The 22,593-nt window shown below is 61.9% G+C and carries 23 protein-coding genes; 15 read left to right on the top strand and 8 right to left on the bottom strand.

Annotated elements, in window-relative coordinates; genetic code table 11:
- Positions 1-188 precede the first annotated feature (188 nt).
- From ASD31_RS02290 to ASD31_RS02245, 10 genes are all read left to right on the top strand, one after another.
- A complete protein-coding gene (locus ASD31_RS02290) occupies positions 189-1,022 on the top strand; it encodes an outer membrane protein assembly factor BamD (protein ID WP_413813787.1) in 834 nt (277 codons plus the stop codon).
- 20 nt (positions 1,023-1,042) lie between these two features.
- Positions 1,043-2,716 carry a DNA repair protein RecN gene (gene recN, locus ASD31_RS02285; protein WP_056328681.1) on the top strand — a complete coding sequence of 558 codons (1,674 nt, stop codon included), beginning with the start codon at positions 1,043-1,045 and terminating at the stop codon, positions 2,714-2,716.
- An 82-nt stretch (positions 2,717-2,798) separates the two neighbouring features.
- A complete protein-coding gene (gene ligA, locus ASD31_RS02280; RefSeq protein WP_056328678.1) occupies positions 2,799-4,958 on the top strand; it encodes an NAD-dependent DNA ligase LigA in 2,160 nt (719 codons plus the stop codon).
- A gap of 107 nt (positions 4,959-5,065) precedes the next feature.
- Complete coding sequence (locus tag ASD31_RS02275; protein WP_056328675.1) at positions 5,066-5,710, top strand: DUF47 domain-containing protein; 645 nt, start codon at positions 5,066-5,068, stop codon at positions 5,708-5,710.
- Positions 5,710-6,711 (top strand): inorganic phosphate transporter, encoded by a 1,002-nt coding sequence (locus tag ASD31_RS02270; RefSeq protein WP_056328673.1) that lies wholly within the window; start codon positions 5,710-5,712, stop codon positions 6,709-6,711. Before ASD31_RS02275 ends, ASD31_RS02270 begins: the two co-directional genes overlap by 1 nt.
- A gap of 171 nt (positions 6,712-6,882) precedes the next feature.
- Positions 6,883-7,638 (top strand): fumarylacetoacetate hydrolase family protein, encoded by a 756-nt coding sequence (locus tag ASD31_RS02265; RefSeq protein WP_056328670.1) that lies wholly within the window; start codon positions 6,883-6,885, stop codon positions 7,636-7,638.
- Between the two features lie 176 nt (positions 7,639-7,814).
- Positions 7,815-8,690: a pantoate--beta-alanine ligase gene (gene panC, locus ASD31_RS02260; protein ID WP_056329332.1), complete on the top strand. Its 876-nt coding sequence runs from the start codon at positions 7,815-7,817 to the stop codon at positions 8,688-8,690.
- A gap of 1 nt (position 8,691) precedes the next feature.
- Positions 8,692-9,519 carry a 3-methyl-2-oxobutanoate hydroxymethyltransferase gene (gene panB, locus ASD31_RS02255; RefSeq protein ID WP_056328667.1) on the top strand — a complete coding sequence of 276 codons (828 nt, stop codon included), beginning with the start codon at positions 8,692-8,694 and terminating at the stop codon, positions 9,517-9,519.
- A 161-nt stretch (positions 9,520-9,680) separates the two neighbouring features.
- Complete coding sequence (locus ASD31_RS02250; protein WP_056328663.1) at positions 9,681-10,397, top strand: AzlC family ABC transporter permease; 717 nt, start codon at positions 9,681-9,683, stop codon at positions 10,395-10,397.
- Between the two features lie 2 nt (positions 10,398-10,399).
- The gene (locus ASD31_RS02245) at positions 10,400-10,711 is read left to right on the top strand and encodes an AzlD family protein (RefSeq protein WP_056328660.1); all 312 of its coding nucleotides are present in this window, start codon (positions 10,400-10,402) and stop codon (positions 10,709-10,711) included.
- A gap of 46 nt (positions 10,712-10,757) precedes the next feature.
- On the opposite strand, the gene ASD31_RS02240 is transcribed toward ASD31_RS02245, so the two are convergent.
- The 4 genes from ASD31_RS02240 to ASD31_RS26265 all read right to left on the bottom strand — a co-directional run bounded on the left by ASD31_RS02240 (position 10,758) and on the right by ASD31_RS26265 (position 14,950).
- Positions 10,758-12,593 carry an aminopeptidase P family protein gene (locus ASD31_RS02240; protein ID WP_056328658.1) on the bottom strand — a complete coding sequence of 612 codons (1,836 nt, stop codon included), beginning with the start codon at positions 12,591-12,593 and terminating at the stop codon, positions 10,758-10,760.
- A 538-nt stretch (positions 12,594-13,131) separates the two neighbouring features.
- Positions 13,132-14,010: a 50S ribosomal protein L11 methyltransferase gene (locus ASD31_RS02235; RefSeq protein WP_056328656.1), complete on the bottom strand. Its 879-nt coding sequence runs from the start codon at positions 14,008-14,010 to the stop codon at positions 13,132-13,134.
- 77 nt (positions 14,011-14,087) lie between these two features.
- Positions 14,088-14,687 (bottom strand): SCO family protein, encoded by a 600-nt coding sequence (locus ASD31_RS02230; RefSeq protein ID WP_056329330.1) that lies wholly within the window; start codon positions 14,685-14,687, stop codon positions 14,088-14,090.
- A gap of 104 nt (positions 14,688-14,791) precedes the next feature.
- Positions 14,792-14,950: a hypothetical protein gene (locus ASD31_RS26265; protein WP_200952115.1), complete on the bottom strand. Its 159-nt coding sequence runs from the start codon at positions 14,948-14,950 to the stop codon at positions 14,792-14,794.
- Positions 14,951-15,171: 221 nt separating this feature from the next.
- Between ASD31_RS26265 and ASD31_RS02220 the strand changes: the two genes are divergently transcribed.
- Together ASD31_RS02220 and pncA are read left to right on the top strand one after the other, a co-directional pair.
- Complete coding sequence (locus ASD31_RS02220; protein WP_056328650.1) at positions 15,172-15,636, top strand: chemotaxis protein CheW; 465 nt, start codon at positions 15,172-15,174, stop codon at positions 15,634-15,636.
- 102 nt (positions 15,637-15,738) lie between these two features.
- Positions 15,739-16,368: a bifunctional nicotinamidase/pyrazinamidase gene (gene pncA / locus ASD31_RS02215; protein WP_056328648.1), complete on the top strand. Its 630-nt coding sequence runs from the start codon at positions 15,739-15,741 to the stop codon at positions 16,366-16,368.
- A gap of 16 nt (positions 16,369-16,384) precedes the next feature.
- Here the strand turns inward: pncA and ASD31_RS02210 are convergent, their stop codons facing one another.
- Together ASD31_RS02210 and ASD31_RS02205 are read right to left on the bottom strand one after the other, a co-directional pair.
- On the bottom strand, positions 16,385-16,822 hold the full coding sequence (locus ASD31_RS02210) for a CreA family protein (protein ID WP_413813786.1): 438 nt from the start codon (positions 16,820-16,822) through the stop codon (positions 16,385-16,387).
- A gap of 153 nt (positions 16,823-16,975) precedes the next feature.
- Positions 16,976-18,226, bottom strand: a complete 1,251-nt coding sequence (locus tag ASD31_RS02205; RefSeq protein WP_056328644.1) for a sensor domain-containing diguanylate cyclase — start codon at positions 18,224-18,226, stop codon at positions 16,976-16,978.
- A 593-nt stretch (positions 18,227-18,819) separates the two neighbouring features.
- Here ASD31_RS02205 and ASD31_RS02195 point away from each other — a divergent pair.
- From ASD31_RS02195 to ASD31_RS02185, 3 genes are all read left to right on the top strand, one after another.
- Positions 18,820-19,953 carry a DUF2778 domain-containing protein gene (locus ASD31_RS02195; protein WP_056328639.1) on the top strand — a complete coding sequence of 378 codons (1,134 nt, stop codon included), beginning with the start codon at positions 18,820-18,822 and terminating at the stop codon, positions 19,951-19,953.
- Between the two features lie 764 nt (positions 19,954-20,717).
- Positions 20,718-20,996: a CopG family ribbon-helix-helix protein gene (locus ASD31_RS02190; protein WP_056328637.1), complete on the top strand. Its 279-nt coding sequence runs from the start codon at positions 20,718-20,720 to the stop codon at positions 20,994-20,996.
- On the top strand, positions 20,984-21,274 hold the full coding sequence (locus tag ASD31_RS02185; RefSeq protein ID WP_056328635.1) for a type II toxin-antitoxin system RelE/ParE family toxin: 291 nt from the start codon (positions 20,984-20,986) through the stop codon (positions 21,272-21,274). Before ASD31_RS02190 ends, ASD31_RS02185 begins: the two co-directional genes overlap by 13 nt.
- A 69-nt stretch (positions 21,275-21,343) precedes the next feature.
- Here ASD31_RS02185 and ASD31_RS02180 read toward each other — a convergent pair whose 3' ends face one another.
- Both ASD31_RS02180 and ASD31_RS02175 read right to left on the bottom strand, forming a co-directional pair.
- Positions 21,344-22,093: a hypothetical protein gene (locus ASD31_RS02180; RefSeq protein ID WP_056328633.1), complete on the bottom strand. Its 750-nt coding sequence runs from the start codon at positions 22,091-22,093 to the stop codon at positions 21,344-21,346.
- 5 nt (positions 22,094-22,098) lie between these two features.
- Positions 22,099-22,587: a Panacea domain-containing protein gene (locus ASD31_RS02175; protein WP_056328630.1), complete on the bottom strand. Its 489-nt coding sequence runs from the start codon at positions 22,585-22,587 to the stop codon at positions 22,099-22,101.
- Between the last annotated feature and the right edge of the window lie 6 nt (positions 22,588-22,593).

Genomic DNA, 22,593 nt, shown 5'->3' with positions numbered 1-22,593 from the left:
GACGGAGCCGGCCTTTTGGTCGGCTTTTTCATGATCAGGCCGCCACAAAATTGCGTTAATCCATCATCATGACGTTGCGGTCTTGTTGCATCTTGATCTAAAACGCGGTTCATAGGCGGCGGTATTCTTACCGATGCGCGAGTTGGGATTTACGAATGGTAATTGCAGGCCAGTTTGAATTGAAGAAGATGGCGCGTGTTGCCGTCATTGCGCTTGCGGCGTCCGCGACCAGCGTACTGGTCACCGCCTGCCAGAACGATCCTGATATCGACATCACCAAGCTGGCGGCCGAGACCGATCCGCCGGAGGTCCTCTACAACCAGGGTCTTGCCAATCTGAACGCCGGCAAGACGACGGAAGCGGCGCGCAAGTTCGACGCGATCGACCAGCAGCATCCCTTCTCCGAATATGCCCGCAAGGCGCTGGTGATGCGCTCCTTCGTCAATTATCGCAACGGCCAGTACCAGGACGCCATCAATGGCGCGAGCCGCTATCTGAGCCTCTACCCGGAATCCGAGGATGCGGCCTATGCGCAATATATCGTCGGCCTTGCCTATTCCAAGCAGATCCCCTCGGTAACGCAGGACCAGAAGCCGGCCTTCAAGACGATCGAGGCGATGCAGGCGGTCATCACCAAATACCCCGATTCCGAATATATCGAGGATGCGCAGGCCAAGATCCGTTATGCCAAGGACCAGTTGGCCGGCAAGGAAATGCAGGTTGGCCGCTATTACCTCGAGCGCAAGGAATATCTTGCCGCCGTGACGCGCTTCCGTACGGTTGTCGAGCAATATTCCAGCACCAACCAGGTCGAAGAGGCACTGGCGCGCCTGGTGGAATCCTATTTCGCCATGGGCATCACGAGCGAAGCCCAGACCGCGGCGGCCGTGCTTGGCCACAATTACCCCGACAGCCAATGGTATGCCGACAGCTACAAGCTTCTGCAGACAGGCGGCCTCGAGCCGCGTGAAAGCGGCAATTCGTGGATTTCACGCGCGGGCAAGAAGCTTCTGGGCGTCTGAGCGAAGAGATTTGAGACGGAATGCTTTCACAGCTCTCGATCCGCGATATCGTCCTGATCGAACGGCTTGATCTGTCCTTCGATGCAGGCCTTTCCGTCCTGACGGGCGAGACCGGGGCTGGAAAATCCATTCTTCTGGACAGTCTTTCGCTGGCGCTTGGTGGGCGCGGTGATGGTTCCCTGGTGCGCCACGGCGGCGACAAGGGCCAGGTGACGGCGGTCTTCGATGTCGGCATGGACCATCCGGCCCGCCTGATGATCCGTGAAAACGGCATAGACGACGATGGCGACCTGATTTTCCGCCGGGTCCAGTCGGCCGATGGCCGCACCAAGGCCTATGTCAACGACCAGCCGATCTCAGTCCAGCTGATGCGCCAGGCCGGCCAGCTTCTCGTCGAAATCCACGGCCAGCACGACGACCGCGCCCTGGTCGATACCCATGCGCACCGCACCCTGCTCGATGCCTTCGGCGGCCTTGCCGACGAGGCGCAGGCGGTGGCCGGTCTCTACCGTGTCTGGAAGGATGCCGAGCGCACGCTGAAGAAACATCGCGACAAGGTGGAGGCGGCGGCCCGCGAGGCCGATTATCTTCGCGCTTCCGTCGAAGAGCTGGAAACTCTTTCGCCCGAGGATGGCGAAGAGGACGATCTTGCCGAACGGCGCTCCCGGATGATGAAGGCGGAGCGCATCGCCGTCGATATCAACGAGGCGAGCGAATTCCTGAACGGCAACGCGTCGCCGGTACCGCTGATCGCGTCGCTGGTTCGCAGGCTGGAGCGCAAGAGCCACGAGGCGCCAGGTCTGCTCGAGGAAACGGTGGAGTTCCTCGACGCCGCGCTCAATCAGTTGTCCGACGCGCAGATGGCCGTCGAGGCGGCGCTGCGCAGAACCGAATATGATCCGAAGGAACTGGAGCGGGTGGAGGAGCGACTGTTTGCCCTGCGCGCCGCCGCCCGCAAATATTCCGTGCCGGTGACAGAGCTTCCGGCGCTGGCCGCGCGGATGATCGCCGATCTTGCCGATCTCGATGCCGGCGAGGAGAAGCTGAAACAGCTGGAGTTGGAACTCGGACTCACCAAGGGTGCATTCGACGCGGCCGCTTCGGCCCTCTCCCTCAAGCGCCATCATACGGCAACCGCGCTTTCTGAAGCGGTGATGGCCGAGCTTCCGGCGTTGAAGCTCGAGCGCGCCCGGTTCATGGCGCAGGTGACCTCGGATGCGAACGCGGCAACAGCTGACGGTATCGATGTCGTCGAGTTCCATGTCCAGACCAATCCCGGCACCCGGCCCGGGCCGATCATGAAGGTGGCGTCCGGCGGCGAGCTTTCGCGCTTCCTGCTGGCGCTGAAAGTGGCGCTTGCCGATCGCGGCTCGGCGCCGACCCTGGTTTTCGACGAAATCGACACCGGTGTCGGCGGCGCGGTGGCGGATGCGATCGGCCAGCGATTGAAGCGCCTGTCGGGCAATGTCCAGGTGCTTTCCGTCACCCACGCGCCGCAGGTGGCGGCCCGTGCGGCGACACATCTGCTGATTTCCAAGGGCCCGTCGGCGGAGAAATCCGAGACGATCGCTACCCGCGTCGCCCGCATGGACGAGAAGGCCCGCACCGAGGAGATCGCCCGCATGCTGGCCGGCGCCCATGTCACCGACGAGGCGAGGGCAGCGGCGCTCCGGCTGCTGGCGGGGAACGTTTAGTTTCTGCGTTCTTGCGACGGAAACTGCATCTTCCCATTCCGCGAAATTTCTCTAAAAACGACTTCGAAACCGGAGCCCTCGCATGTCCTTCGAAACCGTCGCCGTAGACACTCTCACGCTCGATGAGGCCGCAGCCGAATTGGAGCGGCTGGCGAGGGATCTGGCGCGTCACGACGCTCTTTATCACGGCAAGGACGCGCCGGAGATTTCCGATGCGGACTATGATGCGCTGAAGCGCCGCAATGAGGAGATCGAGGCGCGGTTTCCCGAACTCGTGCGGACCGACAGCCCGTCGCGGAAGGTGGGTGCGGCGCCTTCCGGTATTTTCCAGCAGATCACCCATGCCCGGCCGATGCTGTCGCTCGACAATGTGTTTTCGGATGCCGATGTCCGCGATTTCATCTCCAGCGTCTATCGGTTTCTTGGTCTCCTGCCGGACGATTCCATCGCCTTTACCGCCGAGCCGAAGATCGACGGGCTGTCCATGTCGCTGCGCTACGAGAAGCGCAGGCTGGTCAGCGCCGCCACCCGCGGCGACGGAACGACCGGCGAGAATGTCACCGCCAATATCCGCACCATCCAGGAAATTCCGCAGACGCTTCCTGTCGATGCGCCCGATATCGTCGAGGTGCGCGGCGAGGTCTATATGGCCAAGAGCGACTTCCTGGCGCTGAACGCGCAGATGGCGGCCGAGGGGCGTCAGACCTATGTCAATCCGCGCAACACGGCCGCGGGCTCGCTCCGCCAGCTCGACCCGACGATTACCGCCAGCCGCAAGCTGAAATTCTTCGCCTATGCCTGGGGAGAGATATCGGACATGCCGGCCGACACCCAGGCCGGCATGGTCGAGGCTTTCCGCCGTTGGGGTTTCCCGGTCAATCCGCTGACGCAGCGGCTGTCCTCGGTCGAGGCGATCCTCGACCATTACAACGATATCGGCCTCAAGCGCCCTGATCTGGATTATGACATCGACGGCGTCGTCTACAAGGTCGACCGGCTCGACCTGCAGCAGCGCCTTGGCTTCCGCTCGCGCTCGCCGCGCTGGGCAACAGCCCATAAATTCCCGGCCGAGCAGGCCTTCACCACCGTCGAGAAGATCGAGATCCAGGTGGGACGGACCGGCGCTCTGACGCCGGTGGCGCGGTTGACGCCGGTCACCGTCGGTGGCGTGGTCGTTACCAATGCGACGTTGCACAATGCCGATTATATCGAGGGCATCGGCAATGGCGGCGAGCGCATCCGCGAGGACGAACACGATATCCGCGTCGGCGATACGGTGATCGTCCAGCGCGCCGGCGATGTGATCCCGCAGGTCCTCGACGTGGTTATGGAGAAGCGTCCCGAGACCGCCGAGCCTTACCAGTTTCCCAAAACATGCCCGGTCTGCGGCAGCCATGCGGTGCGTGAGAGAAACGAAAAGACCGGCAAGCTCGATTCGGTGACGCGGTGCACCGGCGGCTTCGTCTGCCGTGCCCAGGCGGTGGAGCATCTGAAGCATTTCGTCTCCCGCAACGCCTTCGATATCGAAGGGCTGGGCGCAAAGCAGATCGATTTCTTTTTCGAGGCGGAAGATCCAGCGCTCACGATCAGGACCGCGCCCGACATCTTCACCCTGGAAAAGCGCCAGGCGGATTCCGCCTTGACCAAGCTCGAAAATATCGACGGCTTCGGCAAGGTCAGCGTCCGCAAGCTCTATGACGCGATCGATGACCGCCGGCACATCGCCTTGCACCGGCTGATCTATGCTCTCGGAATCCGCCATGTGGGGGAAACGACGGCAAAGCTTCTTGCCCGCTCCTATGGCAGCTATGAGGCTTTCTCGGACGCCATGACGGCCGCCGCCGACACGACGTCCGAGGCCTGGAGCGATCTCAACACGATCGACGGCATCGGCGAAGTCGTTGCCCGGGCGATCGTCGAATTCTACAAGGAGCCGCGCAACAGGGATGTAGTGTCGCGCCTCCTTGTCGAGGTGACGCCGCAGGATGCGGAGGCACCGGTCGCCTCGTCGAGCCCGGTTGCCGGCAAGACCGTTGTGTTCACCGGTTCGCTCGAGAAGATGACGCGCGACGAGGCGAAAGCCATGGCAGAGCGGCTGGGCGCGAAGGTGGCAGGCTCCGTGTCGAAGAAGACCGACCTTCTCGTTGCCGGTCCCGGCGCCGGTTCCAAGCTGGAGAAGGCTCGCGAACTGGGGGTGGAGACCACGGACGAGGACGGCTGGTTTACGCTGATCGGTGGGTAACTGCGGGCATCGGGGCGTAAAAGCTTTCCTTCCCCACTTGTCTTCTTTATGAGGACTGCCAGATTTATGACAATTCCGTGACAACGGCGAAGACGGGTGGTTGGACGATGCTGGGTTGGTTTCGCAAGCTTTTGCCGCGCGAGGACAAGTTCTTCGAGCTTTTCGAGGCGCATTCGCGCACCGTCGTCGGCGCGGCGGACGCGCTGAAGGCGCTTCTGGCGGGAGAGGGCGATCATGAGGCCCATTGCAACCGTATCATCGCCCTCGAGGACGAGGCCGACAACATCACCCGCGACGTCATGCTTGCCGTGCGCCGCAGCTTCATCACCCCGTTCGATCGCGGTGACATCAAGGACTTGATCCAGTCGATGGACGACGCCATCGACATGATGCACAAGACGGTCAAGACGATCCGGCTGTTCGAGCAGAAGAGCTTCGATCCCGGCATGCGTGAAATGGGCGTGCTGGTGGTCGATGCCGCCCGCCTGATCGCCGAGGCCATTCCCTTGCTCGACCGGGTCGGCAACAATGCGGCCCGTCTCAGCGCCATCGCCGAGGAGGTGACGCGCGTCGAGGGGCGCTCGGACGAACTGCACGACGAAGGGCTGAAGGATCTGTTCCGTCGTCACGGGGCCTCCAATCCGATGGCCTATCTCATCGGCAGCGAGATCTATGGCCAACTCGAGAAGGTGGTCGATCGTTTCGAGGACGTTGCCAATGAAATCAGCGGCATCCTGATCGAGAACGTCTGATGGATGCCACGCTCGCCCTGCCGTTGCTTGTGGGCCTGATAGGCATCGCATTGTTCTTCGACTTCCTGAACGGCCTGCACGATGCCGCCAATTCGATCGCCACGATCGTCTCGACGCGGGTGCTTCGACCGCAATATGCCGTCATGTGGGCGGCCTTCTTCAATTTCATCGCCTTCCTGTTCTTCGGTCTGCATGTGGCCGAAACGCTCGGCACCGGCATCATCGATCCCGCCATCGTCACGCCGCAGGTGATCTTTGCCGCGCTGATGGGGGCGATCATCTGGAATATCGTCACCTGGATCTTCGGCATTCCCTCGAGTTCGTCGCATGCGCTGGTCGGCGGCCTTGTCGGTGCCGGCCTTGCGAAGACCGGCGGCGACGCCATCGTGCTTGGCGGCCTCATGAAGACCGTCGCCGCCATCTTCATGTCGCCGATGATCGGGTTCTTCCTCGCTCTCATGCTCGTGCTGCTTGTTTCCTGGATCTTCGTGCGCCAGACGCCCTTTGCCGTCGACCGTACCTTCCGGGTGATGCAGTTCATTTCCGCCTCGCTCTATTCGCTCGGTCATGGCGGTAATGATGCACAGAAGACCATGGGCATCATTGCGGTCCTTTTGTTTTCGCAAGGTTATCTGGGAGCCAATTTCTACGTGCCGTTCTGGGTGGTGATCACCTGCCAGTCCGCCATGGCGCTCGGAACCCTGTTCGGCGGCTGGCGCATCGTCCATACGATGGGTTCGAAGATCACCCGGCTCAACCCGATGCAGGGTTTCTGCGCGGAAACTGGCGGTGCCATCACGCTCTTCGGCGCCACCTGGCTCGGTATTCCGGTCTCGACGACCCATACGATCACCGGTTCGATCATCGGCGTTGGCGCCGCGCGGCGTGTCTCGGCGGTGCGGTGGGGCCTTGCTGGCAACATCCTTATCGCCTGGATCATCACATTGCCGGCGGCGGCGGCGATCTCCGCGATGTTCTATTTCATCGTAACCGCTTTCTAGCCGGTCGCGGGCCGGGATACGGCCCGCAATCCCGCCCCGTTTTCCCGGCGGCCTCCACCATCGCCCGGGATTTGCAAATTCGACGCGACACCCGCCGCCAAATAGTGCCACTATGGCATCGGGCGGTCAGCCGACCGTCGATGAAACGCGATAGCGGGGGACAGGCGAGCGATGAAACTGGCGACTTTGAAAGACAGCACCCGCGATGGCAAACTGGTCGTGGTCTCCCGTGATCTGACCCGGTGCTCCGAGGTCGGCCATATCGCCCGGACGCTGCAAGCGGCCCTGGATGACTGGGAGCATGCGGCGCCGCGGCTGGCACGGGTCGCCGAAGGCGTGGAAACCGGTTCCGAGCCGACCATGCGCTTTCACGAGCATGCCGCTGCGTCCCCCTTGCCGCGGGCCTTTTTCTGGTCCGGCGGCCCGGGCGGGTTCAACGACCCGCGCCAACCGGTGCCGGCGATACCTGGCGCCTCCGACTTCATCCTGACGTCGCAGGTCGCGGTCATCACCAACGATCTCAGTGCGCAGTCCGACAAGGCGCTCGCGAAGACTGCAATCCTTCTCGTGCTTCTCGCCAGCGATATCAGCCTTGACGGCGTGGCCGCCGCATCGACCTTCTCGCCGGTGGCGGTTACGCCGGACGAACTCGGCGCGGGCTGGACCACGGGCGATCTGCCCTTGCAGGTCCGCCGCAACGGCACGATCCTGGATGGTGGCGACATCGGTGCCAGGGATGCTGCCGAGATTGTCGCCACGGCCGCCAGGGTGCGGCCGCTCGTTGCCGGCAGCATGGTTGCCACCGGTTTGTGCAGGACAGCATCGGCGTTGCAGACCGGCGACACGGTGCGCATCGAGATGAACGACCGCAGCGGCCATTCCATCTTCGGCGCGATCGAGCAATCGCTCGAAACCCATGGAAAATAACGGCTGAGAAGCAAGAACAGGGGGCATGCCACGCCTTCCGCGATTCTTGATTTGTCTTTTTGCACTGCACACGTTAGGAAACCGGACCGGGGTCATGCGGGTGCTTTCCCATGAGCCTGGCAGGGATGGGCCGCCGGTATCAGGGCGGCCGGTCTTATGGATTGGAGGATCCCGGGATGGACACGGTCACCAGCATTGCGGAACTGCGGGCCCGCCTGGCGCCGCAGCGGCGGGCCGGCAAGACGATCGGCCTGGTGCCGACCATGGGCTATCTTCATGTCGGCCATATGAAGCTCGTTGCCCAGGCACGGGCGGAGAACGATATCGTCGTGGTCAGCCTGTTCGTCAATCCGCTGCAGTTCGGCGCAAGCGAGGATCTGAGCAAATATCCGCGCGACCTGGCCCGCGACCAGGCGATGCTTGCCGAAGCCGGGGTCGATCTGCTCTTTGCTCCTGGCGTTGCCGATATGTATCCGCGGCCGATGGAAACGGTGGTGGATGTACCGAGCCTCGGCGGCGAACTGGAAGGGGCTGTCCGGCCCGGCCATTTCTCCGGGGTGGCGACCGTCGTGAGCAAATTGTTCAATATCGTCGGACCCGACCGCGCCTATTTCGGCGAGAAGGATTTCCAGCAATTGCAGATCATCCGCCGCATGGCGGAGGATCTCGCCCAGCCGGTTACGGTGATCGGCGTTCCCACCGTACGGGAAGCGGACGGGCTCGCCTGTTCGTCCCGCAATGTCTATCTGACGCCCACCGAGCGGGCCGCCGCCGTGATTGTCCCCAAGGCGCTCGACGAGGCCGGCCGGTTGATCGCCGCCGGCCATACGGATGTTCCGGTGCTTGAACGGGCCATCACCGATTTCATCGCCGCCGAACCATTGGCGACGCCGGAAGTGGTGGCGCTGCGCGATCCGGAAACGCTGGGTGAATTGACCGAAATTGGCGCCGGGCCGGTGCTCCTGCTGCTTTTTGTCCGCTTCGGAAACACCCGGCTCCTCGATAATCGGGTTTTCGACCCGCAAACCGCAAATTTTGCAAAGGTGGCCTAGCATGAGTGTACAGGCAGTAAAGCGGCGTCTGAGCCCCGGTCATATCGAAGCGTTGAAGGGCGAGCGGCCAATCGTCAGCCTGACGGCCTATACGACCCCGATCGCCCGCCTGCTCGATCCGCATGTCGATTTCATGCTGGTCGGCGATTCGCTCGGCATGGTGCTCTACGGTCTCGATTCGACGGTCGGCGTCACGCTCGACATGATGATCGCCCATGGCCAGGCGGTCATGCGTGGCTCGGAAAAGGCCTGCGTCGTCGTCGATCTGCCGTTCGGTTCCTATCAGCAGTCCAAGGAACAGGCCTTTGCCAGCGCTGCCCGCATCCTCAAGGAAACCGGCTGCAGCGCCGTGAAGCTCGAGGGCGGGGCGGAAATGGCCGAGACGGTTGATTTCCTCACCCAGCGCGGCATACCTGTGCTCGGCCATGTCGGCCTGATGCCGCAGCTCGTCAATACGATGGGCGGCTACCGGTCGGTCGGTCGCAGCGACAAGGAAGCGGCCAAGATCAGGCGCGACGCCAAGGCCATCGACGATGCCGGGGCCTTTGCCATCGTCATCGAGGGCACGATCGAACCGCTGGCACGCGAAATATCCGAGGCATTGCGGGCGCCGACCATCGGCATCGGCGCATCGCCGGCCTGCGATGGCCAGATCCTCGTCTCCGACGACATGCTCGGCATTTTCAGCGATTTCAAGCCGCGCTTCGTCAAGCATTTCGCCGAACTGGCGCCGCAGATTTCCGCGGCCTTCGAGGCCTATGCGCAGGAGGTGAAGGCGCGCAGCTTTCCCGGTATCGAGCACACCTTCCAGGTGAAGCCGAAGGCCTGACGGTCGCATCGCCGGCCGCAGTTTCCATCAGAAATTTGCACCGCTGTATCAATCTTATTGAATTGTCGGTGGGCTGGCCGAAGCCTATCTGTGGCTCCCATAGCTGACATATCTAGGGATGTTCGGGTTCGGCCGTGGCCGCCCGTTCCGGAAGGATTCTCATGACGAAAGACGATTTCTGGCAGGGCGTGCGTGGCGGCTTCCCGGTCATGCTGTCGGCATCGCCGTTCGGGGCGCTGTTCGGCGCGCTGGCGGTGGACAACGGATTTTCGGTCTATGACGCCATGCTGATGAGCGCCACGGTCTATGCCGGCGCCAGCCAGATGGTCGGGATCGAGCTGTTCGGCAACAATATCCAGCCATGGCTGATCGTGCTGTCGATCTTCGCGGTCAATTTCCGGCATATTCTCTATTCGGCATCGATTGCCCGCCACATCCGCCATTTTTCCGGCCTGCAGAAGTTTTTCGGCTTCTTCCTGCTGGTCGATCCGCAATATGCCGAGACGGAGAAGCGGGCCGAGCGCGGCGAGCCGATCAGCTTTGCCTGGTATCTCGGCTTCGCGATGATCATCTATCTGCCCTGGCAGATGATGACGCTGCTCGGGGCGATCTTCGGTCAGATGATCGGCGACCCCAGGGCCATCGGGCTCGACGTGCTGCTGCCGATCTATTTCATGGGCCTGGTGCTCGGGTTCCGCCGGCGTGACAACTGGCTGCCGGTGGTGGCGGTAAGTTCCGTCGTGTCGGTCGCCGCCATGCATGTCGTCGGTTCGCCCTGGCATGTCAGCATCGGCGCCATTGCCGGTATCCTGCTTGCCGCCTGCCTGCCGCTGCCCGCCGGCGCCCGGCCCTCGGTCAATGTCGAGCAGGAGGCATGAGCATGGACAGCGCGCAGCATATGCAATTGATCTATGTCATCCTCGCCGCTGCACTCGCGACCTTTTTCACGCGCATCGGCGGTTATGTGATGATCACTCGGCTGAAGCGCATTCCGCCGCGCATGGAGGTGGCGCTCAGCGCCGTCCCGGCCGCCGTGCTCTCGACACTGGTGGCGCCTGCCTTCCTGTCCGGCGGATGGGATGGGGCGCTTGCCATGCTTGTCGCCCTTGTCGTCGGCCTGCGGTTTTCTTCCCTGTGGATGCTGTTTGCCGGCTGGCTCGTCGTCATGGCGGTGCGTCACACAGTGATGTAGCAAGGCCCGCTTCGTGAGGAAGCGGGCCGGGTGTCATGGTTCGTACTCAGCGGGCAAGTGGCGCAGTTGCCGCCTCCAGCCAGACCCGCACAGCCTCGTCCGAAATTAGAGGCAAGAGTTTTTCGCGGGTCTCGGCGTGGTAGTCGTTCAGCCAGGCCAGTTCCTCCTCCGTCAGAAGAGCCGGCATCACCAGACGCCGGTCTATCGGGCAGAAGGTCAGAGTTTCAAAGCCGAGCATCTGCAGGTCGCCGCCCTCGACCGGGCTTGCGTCGCGCACATGAATGAGATTTTCGATGCGGATGCCGAAGGCGCCTGGCCGGTAATAGCCGGGCTCGTTGGAAAGGATCATGCCGGGCAGGATTTCCTGCATCGAGGCCCGGGAAATACGCTGCGGCCCCTCATGCACGGACAGGTAGGACCCGACCCCATGGCCGGTGCCATGGGCGTAATCCGCACCGGCCTTCCACAGCGCGATGCGGGCCAGCGGATCGAGATCCACGCCGCGCGTGCCCACCGGGAACCGGGCAGTGCTGATGGCGATCATGCCCTTCAGGACCAGCGTGAAGAAATGTCTCTGCTCTTCCGGCACGGTGCCGATGGCGACCGTCCGGGTGATGTCGGTGGTGCCGTTGACATATTGGCCGCCCGAATCGATCAGGAACATCGAGCCATCGGCAATGGTGAGATCGCTTTTCGTGGTGACCCGGTAGTGCATGATCGCGGCATGTTCGCCGGCGCCCGAGATCGAGGCGAAGGAAACATCCCTTAGCGGGTTCTGCATGCGCTCGCCGACCACAGTGCGGCAGGCCTCGAGCTTCTTCACGGCGGCAATCTCGGTGACGGTCCCAGGCTGCGTGCCGTCGAGCCAGGCGAGGAATTCCACCATGGCGGCGCCGTCCTGCAGATGGGCGCGGGCGGAGCCTTCCAGTTCCGTCGCATTCTTGCGGGCGCGGGGCAGGCGGGCCGGATCGATGGCCTCGATCACCTTGCCGCCGCCGGTGCGGATAAGCTCGGCGAGCGCAAAGGGGGCGAGGTCCGGGTCGATCATGACCCTGGCGCCGGCCGAGGCGAGTGCCGTGATGTCCTCATCGAAGGAGGACGGCGCCTTGAGGGCGGCAAGCTGGGTCAGATAGGCCTCTTCCTCGATGCCGGCCTTGCGCTTGTCGAGAAACAGCTCGGCACGACCGTCCTTGTGGATGATGGCGCGGGCGAGCGGATGGGGCGTGTGCGGCACGTCGCTGCCGCGGATATTGAAGGTCCAGGCGATCGACGACGGATCCGTCAGGATAACGGCATCCGCGCCGGCCTTTGCGATATCCGCTGTCATCGCCGCCAGCTTGTCGCGTGCCAGAAGACCGGCCTGGTCGAGAGGCTGTATCCTGACGCGGCCCAGCGGAGCCGCCGGGCGATCCGTCCACAGCAGGTCGAGCGGATTATGGTCGAGCAGGACCAGTGCGCCGCCAAGGGTCTGCAAGGCGCTTTCGAGCTTCCTCACCTCGGCGCCGGTGTGCAGCCAGGGGTCGATGCCGAGGCGAAAGCCCTTGGCGCCATACCGCTCCAGCCAGAGATGCGGCGGCTCGCCGACAAGGTCCCCGCCGGTGAAGACGTCAGCATCCACCTGTTCGGCGAGCTGGGTAACATAGCGGCCGTCGACGAACACGATCACCTGCTTTCGGGTGACGAGCGCAATGCCGGCTGAGCCGGTGAAGCCGGTGAGCCAGGACAGCCGCTCGGCCGAGGCCGGTACATATTCCCCCTGGAATTCATCGGCCCGGGGAACGAGGAAGCCATCGACCTCGAGGGCGACAAGCGCCGCGCGCAGGGCTTCGACACGCTGCCTGCCGAATTGCGGTGTAGAGGTTTCTTCGAAAGACTGGAACATCTGATTTTCCTGCGGGTGGCCCGGATGGGAAAGGGGAGGGTGAAGAAGCGGCAGGGAAGGTTGATTCCCGGCGGTGGGTGCATTCTAGCGGAAACAGCGGCGCCTGTGGAAGCGGCCTATATCCGGCAAGCGGGGATTTTCCCGGTCGTCCTCCGGCGAAGAACATGTCCGGAATCCGCCTTATGCATGTCGCGCATGGCTCCTATGTTGCAATGCACCTAGCCAGATTTCGAAAATAGTCTATAAAACCACTCAACGAACACGGACGCAGATTCGTTGTTCCCGCGAATGCCGAAAGGCAAGAGCTACACGGTTTGAATACGGTTGGTCATCCTTCTCCTCCTCCCTCCGGATGGCCAATTTCAGACCGTGAAGTGTCCGCTTGAGCGCTCCTCCTCCTCAAGCTCGCGGACATGACCGGCTTGCCGGTCAGCGGGCGGTGCTTCGGCATCGCCTTTGTTTCGAAAAAGCCCGCCTGTCCATGATGGACAGGCGGGCTTTTTCATTTCCGGTTCCGGGAGCGAAACGATGGCGACCGTCAGGGACGGTCGAGATGGATGGTCACCCAGCCATTGCGCCAGATGGTGCGCACATGGCGCAGGCGCTGGCTGTTATAGGCGGAGAGAACCTTCCAGCGCTGTGCAGCGAGAATGCCTGAAAGAATGACCGAGCCGCCCGGTGCCAGATGACTTGCCAGTTGCGGCGCCATCTTGATCAGCGGCCGGGCCAGAATATTGGCGATGATCAGGTCGAAGGGGCCGTGCGCCGCGAAGGCCGGGGAGTGAAATCCGGCGGCGGTGACCGTGGTGATGCCGGTGGCGATGCCGTTGCGCCGGACATTTTCGGCGGCCACGCGGGTGGCGATCGGGTCGATATCAGTGGCGAGCACGGGGATTGGGCTCAGCTTGCGGGCGGCAATGGCCAGCACGCCGCTACCGGTCCCCAGATCAAGCGCATTACGGATCTTCCTGGCGCGCATCACCTGCTCGATCACCTCCAGGCAACCGGCCGTCGTGCCGTGATGGCCGGTACCGAAGGCCTGGCCCGCGTCGATCTCGATGCCGATGTCATTGAGGCGGACCTTGTCCCGATCGTGGGAGCCATGGACGAGGAAGCGGCCGGCCCTGACCGGCGACAGGCCCTCCAGCGACTTGGCGATCCAATCGACATCCGGGATGATCTCCCGCTCGATGTGGACTTGCGGGAAATGTGGTGCCAGCACTTCGGCGAAACGGACGCGCATGTCGTCCTCCTCGTCGAAGTCGATATAGAGCGAGGCTTCCCAGATATCGTTCTTCTCGTCCATCTCCATTGTGGCGATGGCATAGCCTTCATCCTCGAAGGCTTCCGTCATCAGGTCCATCATGGCTTCGGACTGTTTTTCGGTGGTGGTAACGAAGAGACGCAGGTCGCTCAAATCTTCTGTCCTTGTCGGCGGCGGCTTGCGCGGGCTCTAGCATGCCCGCCGATCAAAGGTAAAGCGCGCTTGCGTCCTCAACTCTTGGCCAGGTTTTCCAGCTTTTTGACCGCAGTGTCCGGATTTTCGCCATAGGCGATGGTGCCGGTGAAACGGCCCGTCGAATCAAGCAGGAATACCGAGGCGGTGTGGTCCATCGTATAGTCGCCGTCCGGCTCCTTCTCATCGAGCGGAACCTTTCGCGCATAGACGCGGTAGCCCTTGATCATCTCCAGCACCTTGTCCGGCGGGCCGGAAATGCCGGTGATGCGCTTGGAGACGTTGGAGATATAGTCGCCAAGGATCTGCGGCGTATCGCGTTCGGGATCGACGCTGATGAAATAGGCCTGCAATTTCGTGCCGTCCGGATCGACCTTTTCAAGCCAGCCGTTCAATTCGAACAGGGTGGTCGGGCAGACTTCGGGGCAATGGGTAAAGCCGAAGAAAAGCGCGGTCGGCTTGCCGGTAAAGGCCTTTTCGGTAATCGGTTCGCCGTTCTGGGAAACGAGTTCGAAGGGTACGCCGAAGGGGCCGGCCGCCGCCTGGTCCGTCGACAGGAATTTCCCGTAACTGATCCAGCCGAGCGTGGCGGCGACCACGACGACGGCGGCCCAGAGAACGATGCGAAGTGCTTTCATGGTCATGTCCGCTCATGGCTGGCTGATCTTGACTACCAAATAGAGGTTCGGCGGGGAGGTTGCAAAAACTTAAGCGCCCCAGCGTCAAAATGCGGCAGGGGCGACTAAAGGCACCAGGAGAGACCGCTTTCGGCCATGGTCAGGAACATTTCCGGTCCCTGGACGATCCAGCCGAGAAAAGCCGCCAGCGACAATAGCAGGCCGGCGCCGGCGAGGGCGGTGATCAGCAGGGGCGGCAGGCGTCTGTGCGTTTGAGCGTCCATCGCGCCATGATAGCGCCGGACAGACGATATTGAAAGCGGGTTTCGATCCTTGCGCGGCATGGTTGCCACCGATCCAGGTCTTCGTTTTAGCAAATGTTTAATTTCTGTTTGCCATGTTCGAATTGCGTGAAGAGACGAGAGCGCCTGCGAAATTGCCCTTCCGCAGCCTCGCGTCGTCCGTGCCAAGGCATCGGTTGCCTAGAAATTGGGAAGATTCTGACATGTCCAATACCATCAAGCAGTCCGGCGCCTATCTTGAGATCGTTTCCTTTCATCTGGGCGACCAGGAATTCTGCATCGACATCATGGCGATCCGCGAAATCCGCGGCTGGGCGCCGGTGACCCCGATGCCGCACACGCCGCCCTATGTACTTGGTCTCATCAACCTGCGCGGCGCCGTCATTCCCGTTATCGACATGGCCTGCAGGCTCGGCATGAAGATGACCGAACCTTCCGAGCGCTCGGCCATCATCGTCACCGATATCGCCGGCAAGCTGGTGGGCCTCCTGGTCGAGCAGGTCTCCGACATGATGACGATCAAGAGCGAAGACCTGCAGCCGGCGCCGGAAATCATTCCCGAGACGCAGCGCGCCTTCTGCCGCGGCATCGTTGCCCTTGAAAAATCGATGGTCTGCTTCCTCAATCTCGATACGGTCATCGCCGACGAACTGGCGCAGGCTGCTTAAGCAGGCCGGGCCCTATCGAGAGAAGGGCGGCCAGCGACTTGGCGCGCCCGTCCCGGCGGTTTAAGCTCGTCCATGTCCACGCATCACGATGGAGATGGCCCGATGAAATGCCTGCTGCTTGTCGATATCCAGAACGATTTCTGCCCCGGCGGCAAGCTGGCGGTGCCGGAGGGCGACGCGGTGGTGCCGCTTGCCAACCGGCTGATCGCACAAGGCGGCTATGATCTCATCGTCGCCTCGCAGGACTGGCATCCGCGCGATCATGGCAGCTTTGCCTCCCAGCATCCGGGTGCTGCGCCCTTCACCATGGGCATGCTCGGCGGCAAGCCGCAGATGCTGTGGCCCGATCATTGCGTGGAGGGCACGCCGGACGCCGACTTTCACCCCGACCTCGACGTGTCCAGCATCGATCATGTGCAGCGCAAGGGCGAGAATCGTGCCGTCGACAGCTATTCGGCCTTTCGCGACAATGATCGCTCGGCGCTGACCGGACTTGCAGACTTCCTCGCCGGAAAAGAGATCGACCGGCTGGATCTCTGCGGGCTGGCGACCGATTATTGCGTCAAGGCTTCGGCGCTGGATGCGCGGGCGATGATGCCCGGTGTCGAGATCCGTTGCATCATCGATGCGAGCCGCGGGATCGATCCGGCCGGCGTGGCCGTGGCCGTGGCGGAGATGGAGGCGGCAGGCGTGCGGGTCATGACCTCGGCCGAGGTGCTCGACGCGGCGTAGCTCTCGTTTGACGGCGTTATTTCGGCGGGCCGTTTTCCCAGGTCACCTGCCGGTCGAACAGGGGCACGGTGGAGATCGACATCTTGGCGGAACCGTCGGTCACCTGGCGTGAATGGGCGAGATAGATCAGCGTGTTGTTCTTCTTGTCATAGATGCGGTTGACCACAAGCGACTTCCAGATGAGGGAGAGGCCTTCGCGAAAAACTTCCTCGCCCTCTCGTGAAAGGTCGATATCGCCGATCGTCACCGGTCCGGTCTGGCGGCAGGCGATGGAATTGTTGGACGGATCCTCGAACCAGTTGCCGTTCTTCAGCCTGTCGATGACGCTGCGGTCGAAATAGGTGACATGGCAGGTGACGCCGGAGACTTTCGGATCGCTGACCGCATCGATGGTGATGTCGTTGCCCAGCCAATCGACGCCGACCTCGCCGACCGTTTCGGCGCGGACGGGCATGGCCAGGAGTGTTGCGGTCAATAGTGCAGCGGCTGAGAGCGCAAGACTGAAACGGCGGACGAAAGGCGGCATGCAGGTTCTCCAGATGGCGGGTGTTCCTGACATAGGTTGGCCGGAGGACAATACAAGCGGGCATCCGCTTCTGCGAAGCCCTCAGGCTACGCCGGAGAGGATGGCGGTTGTATCCGGTGGGGCTGCCGAAGCCCGCATCTGGGCGGCGACGCCGGCAAGCGCGCGGCTGCTGGCAAATGAGGCGGGATGGAGACTGCCGGCCATGCTGGGTCGGTCGCGGCCCATCGCTTTCGCCTCATAGAGTGCCATGTCGGCCCGCGCCATGATCTCCAAGGGAGCGGCGCCCGGTTCGCCAATCGCAACACCGATGCTAACCGTCAGCGCGATAGCCGAAGCGGTATCCGTCCGGGTGCTGCGGACGGCGGCGCAGATCGCGTCGGCGATCCCGGCTGCCTCCAGCCGGCCGGTGCCGGCAAGCACGATGCCGAATTCCTCGCCGCCCAGCCGTCCGAGAATGCCGCGTCCGGCAAGGGTCTTGCGCACGGTGTCGGCGAAAAGGACAAGGGCGGCATCGCCGCCGGCATGGCCGTGCTGCTCGTTGATCTGCTTGAAGCGATCGAGATCGAGCATCATGAAGGCTGTCGGTTGATCCGTGGCAGCAGCGACTGCCAGGCATTGCTTGAACCTGGCGAGGAAGGCCGGCCGCGACAGGGCGCCGGTGAGATCGTCATGGGCGATGATATGCTGCAGATTGGCAATGATCCGCCCGTGCAGCATGAGGACGATGCCGAGCAGGAACAGCGGCGTGGTGAGGATGCGGGCGGCCAGCACGACGGAGGTCAGGACCTGCGGTTCGCCGGCCCCCGGACTGCCAAGGCCGGAGGATGTGACCACCGCCTGAAGCCCGCTCAGGAGGCCGAGCGCGACGGCTGCGAGGCAGGAGAACAGGATATAGGGCGCGATGGCTCGCTCGCGCCGCCAATGGCGGATGATGGTCGCGGCGGTCAGCAGGTGGATGACGCCGGCCAATCCGGTCCCGGCTGCGGCGCCGGCAACGGGATTTTCCACGACATGGGCGAAGAAGACCAGCACGGCCGCGGCGCCGGCAAGTGTGGCGACGACCGACCAGGGCGCGAGCGATCGACGCCTGAGGAACTGGCGAAAGCCGTTGAGAATCATCAACCCTGCGGCGATCGACAGCAGGGCGCTCAAGAGGACGCCGACCCAGAGCGGCGCTATGCCGGTCGCCAGCCCCGCTGCCGAGGAGAGCGCACTGAGCAGGCAGGCCGCGCAGAAGCTTCCAATGCCGGCGATACCGGCTCGGCGCGAGGCCAGGAGCACGGGAAACATCACGATGAATGTCATCGCGGCAATGGCCGAAAGGAGGCTCATGAGGGTAATTCCTGCGTGGCCGGTTCAATGGTCCTGGTTGGTCTTCTCGGATAGGCGGTCAGTCCTAGTGGCGGCGGTTTAATTTTCTCGGCCGAAATTCGCTGCAATTTTAACAAAGCCGCTCACCTTCCGGTCATTTCCACAGGGACCGATAGGAGGTGCGGGGCTTCCGTCTTCCGGTGGGAGGTACCGGCCTTGACCACGCGGATTGCGGAAAACGCCGTTCCTGCGCCGGTCTCCTTAATATGGCCAAAAAGAGCAGGCCTAAGGCCGGACGCACTATCCCCATCCTGAACCTCAGGACCAATGCCGGCCGAATGGGCCGAGCCGCCAGCCGACCGTCCGGTCGCGGGCGGGGAGAATGCCGTTTTCGCTTTTTCCGCCCGCAGCCCCCGCTGTGCCTCGCCCGTCCCATGCTTCGATATCGCGGAGCCAGCGTAAAGGAATTGGTTACCATAGTTTGTCATTCTTTCGATCGAGCGGCCTGCCCGGAGACGCATCGAGATGCGCATTCCCAAGGCAATGGTCCGGCCTCGTCGGCAAGCGGTTTTGTTGCCTTCGGTTCGAGTAATGCGTTTCGGGTAACGGGTATCATGGCGTTTGCGGTCGAAAAATTCAGTCATATCGCGCCTCGCGGCACGTCGGGTTCGACGGCAAAGGCGACGCGAAAGAGATTTTCCGGCGGCGTGCTGCTCGGCGTCGGCATTGCCGCCGGCCTCTGGATGGTCGCAACCTTCGCGGCGGTACAGACCATCGGCCCGTCGCTGCCCTCGGGCGCGGAAGCGCGGCTCGAAACCTCGCTCGGCCTGAACCCGATCATCCGCAAGGCGCCGCAGGAGCGGCTGGTGCGGCTCGCCAAATTCTCCCGGTTGACCGTGCGTCCGCGCATGCAGCTTGCCGCAACGGCGACCACGCAAAAGCAGGTCGCTGCCGTGGCGACGGCTCGGCCTGCCGGCGATTTCATCGAGAAGACACAGGTGCTGGCGCTTGCCAGGGCGGCGACTGCCACTGATGATGGACTGACGACCGGATCGACGCCGGTCTCGGCAAATGCGCTGGTCGAGACGGTTTCGCTGGCAGAGCAGGGCGTCACGAAACCGTTCAACCTGGTCATATCGGAGGCGGCGCAAGCCGATGGGTTGCCGGATCTCGGGCCGCTGCCGCTGGCAAAGCCACGCGATCTCGCCGCCTCGCGCAAGCCGGCCGAAAAGCCGGTGGAACTGGCCTATGCGCGCCCCGGACCGTCCGCCATGGACGATGAGGAGCGGGAAGCGCAGACAAGTTTCCGCGGCCGCAAGGGCACGGCCTACTACGATATTTCGGCCGGCGTGGTCTATATGCCGAACGGCGAGAAGCTGGAGGCCCATTCGGGCATCGGCAAGATGCGCGACAATCCGAAATATACGCATGTGAAGATGAAGGGGCCGACGCCGCCCGGCACCTACAAGGTGACGATGCGCGAGGCGCTGTTCCACGGCGTGGCGGCCGTGCGGCTGACGCCGACCAACGGTATCGCGCCGCTCGGCCGGACCGGGCTGCTTGCCCATAGCTATCTCCTGCGCAGCAATCCCGGCGATTCCCACGGCTGCGTCGCCTTCGCCGACTATCCGCGCTTCCTCAAGGCCTTCCGCCGCGGCGAGATCACCCATATGGTCATCGTTCCCAGCATGAAGGGTAAGATGGCCCCGAACCGGACGCTGGCCTCGCTGTTTTCCCGCAAGCGGTGACGTTCCGCATCGGATGAAGGGAATGGATAAGACCCGTCCCCACCATCTCCCATAAGGGGCTCGAATGGCCGCACCCGCCGGGCAGGGGGCGAGGCTGGAGACGGTGCAGCGCATTGGCTGAGGCTTAGGCGATCCTCGTCCTTGCGAGGTGTGGCAGGTCGGTTGCTCCATGCTTTTTGCTGATCCCCAAGATGTGGCGCGCGTTCGCGTTCACGCGCGATGTCTCGCCGTGGTTTGGCTATAAGTTCGGACGGGGCGCTGGAAGCTGCCTCGTTGGGTAGTTTAAAAGTGACACGAAAGATGTTCGTCTGACCTGATGGAGCCCGGCCGAACCAATTTATCGGCAACACTCCACAAGGCCGCCGCCGGATCTTTCAACCCGGCGAAACCCTTCGCTGGCGCACCCTATGTGCCGCACAGGCACGCCCGGCGCGCGCTTTCGGGCATCAAGAGACAGGAGCAAAACTCCCGTCTCTCCCCGTGTCGCCGGAGGGAGACCATTTTCCGCGAACCCCAGATTTGAGGACTTCCGTCCTTTCCCCAAGCCCGGCGCCGGCCCCGCCTCGCTGCCACGGCTGGCAGTGTATCCGAGGGCGGAACGAGATGAGTGTGGCACAGATGCGAGGGGCGGGGATGAGCGGGGATGATTTTTTTGGAGAGGGTCGAAGAGGCGCCGTCTCCGGTCGGCCGTCGCCGCCTATGCAATCGGACCGTGATGATATAGGATAATGCTAGGTATTACCTTTTACTCCGGAGTGAAAAAAATGGCAGTGGCGACATCCGTCAAGCTTGAAGACGAGTTGAAAGCACGCGTGCAGAGCCTTGCCGCGGCGCGCCGCCGCACGTCTCACTGGATCATGCGCGAAGCCATCGCGCAATATGTCGAGCGCGAGGAGAGACGCGAGGCTTTTCGCGAGGAGACGCTCAGGGCCTGGGAGGAGTTTCAGCAGGGCGGCTTGCATGCCAAAGGTGAACAGGTTGAAGAATGGCTTTCGAGCTGGGGCGCGGAAAATGAGCAGCCGGCGCCGAAATGCCGGCCGTAATTTTCACGCTTGCCGCGATCCGAGACCTCGAACGGCTACGTGAATTCCTGCGGACGAAAAACCTGCAAGCGGCGCGACGGGCCGGCGAGGCGATCCTGGGCGGGGTGCGCATTCTCGGCTCGCAGCCGCAGATCGGGCGTTTGATCGAAGGGCTGCCGGATGAATTTCGTGAATGGCTGATCGATTTCGGCGATAGCGGCTATGTGGTGCGCTACCGGCTTTCCGCGGAGACCGTGGCGATTCTGGCGGTGCGGCATCAGCGGGAGGTGGGGTTTTAAGTAACTGGTATGGCTAGCTTTCTACCAAATCGATTGTGGTGAATTTCGACGCTTTCATGGTTTCGCGCACTACCAATCAAACCCATATTGATCTGGATTGGGCGTGTCCGGCTTTTTGCCGGGGCGTATTTCTCTCTGCGGCATTTCCCTCAAGATGGCCTTGGCAGCTTCCAGTGCTTGGGAATACATATGAAGGCAGTCGCTCAATTCTTCTGCGGGCAGCTTATCCATATCGCCGCGTTTCCAAATCACCGCTTTGCGGGCAGCATTTTTATGTTTGCTTTCTCGCGGGAAGAAAACGAATTCCCCGGTGGACATCCGAAAGTCTGTCAACGAAAAGATTGCGTCTTCAAGAACCGTTTCAAAAAGACGCTGCTGGAATTTGTTAAAAGGGAGTGACGCCCAACCAACAGAAAAGATCGGTATCAGTTTTCCATTCTCAACGATGTTCACCAGCGGCTTGACGGGAACGGATAAGCCTTTGCCAATGCGGAATGGTTCAATCATTTCATCGTAAGTGGGCTTCCCCGAGTATCGACGAGAGTCATCGAAGTCACAGAAGGCATTTACATATTCGGCCACAAGCGATCGGCTGTTGATCCGTCCCGTGGTCATCGCGGCAATCGCCGCCGTTTCACGATCCAGAGAATAAACTATACGGTCTCTTATAATTGGTGCCGCTGCGCCGTAGGTTTTCGTCGGAAAGCCCAAAGCCAATCTAACGAGTATCTTAATCGTGCTTTGCAGATCTGGGCCAATATTCCTAACCCAGTTATGTATGTAGGGAGGACGCTCAAGTTTCTTTTCAAGCCGATTCATTTCGATCAATGCCTCGTTTGTTTGTCAAAATACGCTTGTATTAACTCGTTTGATATCTCCATGCCGGGATTTATTCGACCCGATCTGTTATACACCACGTCCCACGGCCCGCCCTGTTCGTGGGATATGCTCACCAATTTCCGGGCACCCATATGCCCATACCTCGAAAACTGATCATTAATAAATATCAGATCAGCGTTGGAAATATTATCTTCGCAAAGGACCTTTTTGAGTTTATCCACATCAAACCGAAGGGCGCGACAATTTATCTCATTAGCTCCAAGATGTTTGAATTCTGAATAAACCTCACGTATTACCGGGCCATAATCCCAAGCTTCTATCTTCGCTTCAATTAACGGCCTCTGGTTTCTTGCCAGGTACCAAGCGTGCATAAAATATAAAATCTTATTGAGCGATAAATTGGTAATCTTTACGCCCTTAGATTCCGCTATTTCAAGTACAACGTTTGCAATTGTTCTCGGGTCGTAGGCCATAGTATT

Origin of the sequence: Rhizobium sp. Root482 (assembly GCF_001426565.1) — a bacterium.
Lineage (GTDB): Bacteria > Pseudomonadota > Alphaproteobacteria > Rhizobiales > Rhizobiaceae > Pararhizobium.
Note: the sequence above shows the minus strand (reverse complement) of the source record. Positions and strands in the feature narration are given on the sequence as shown.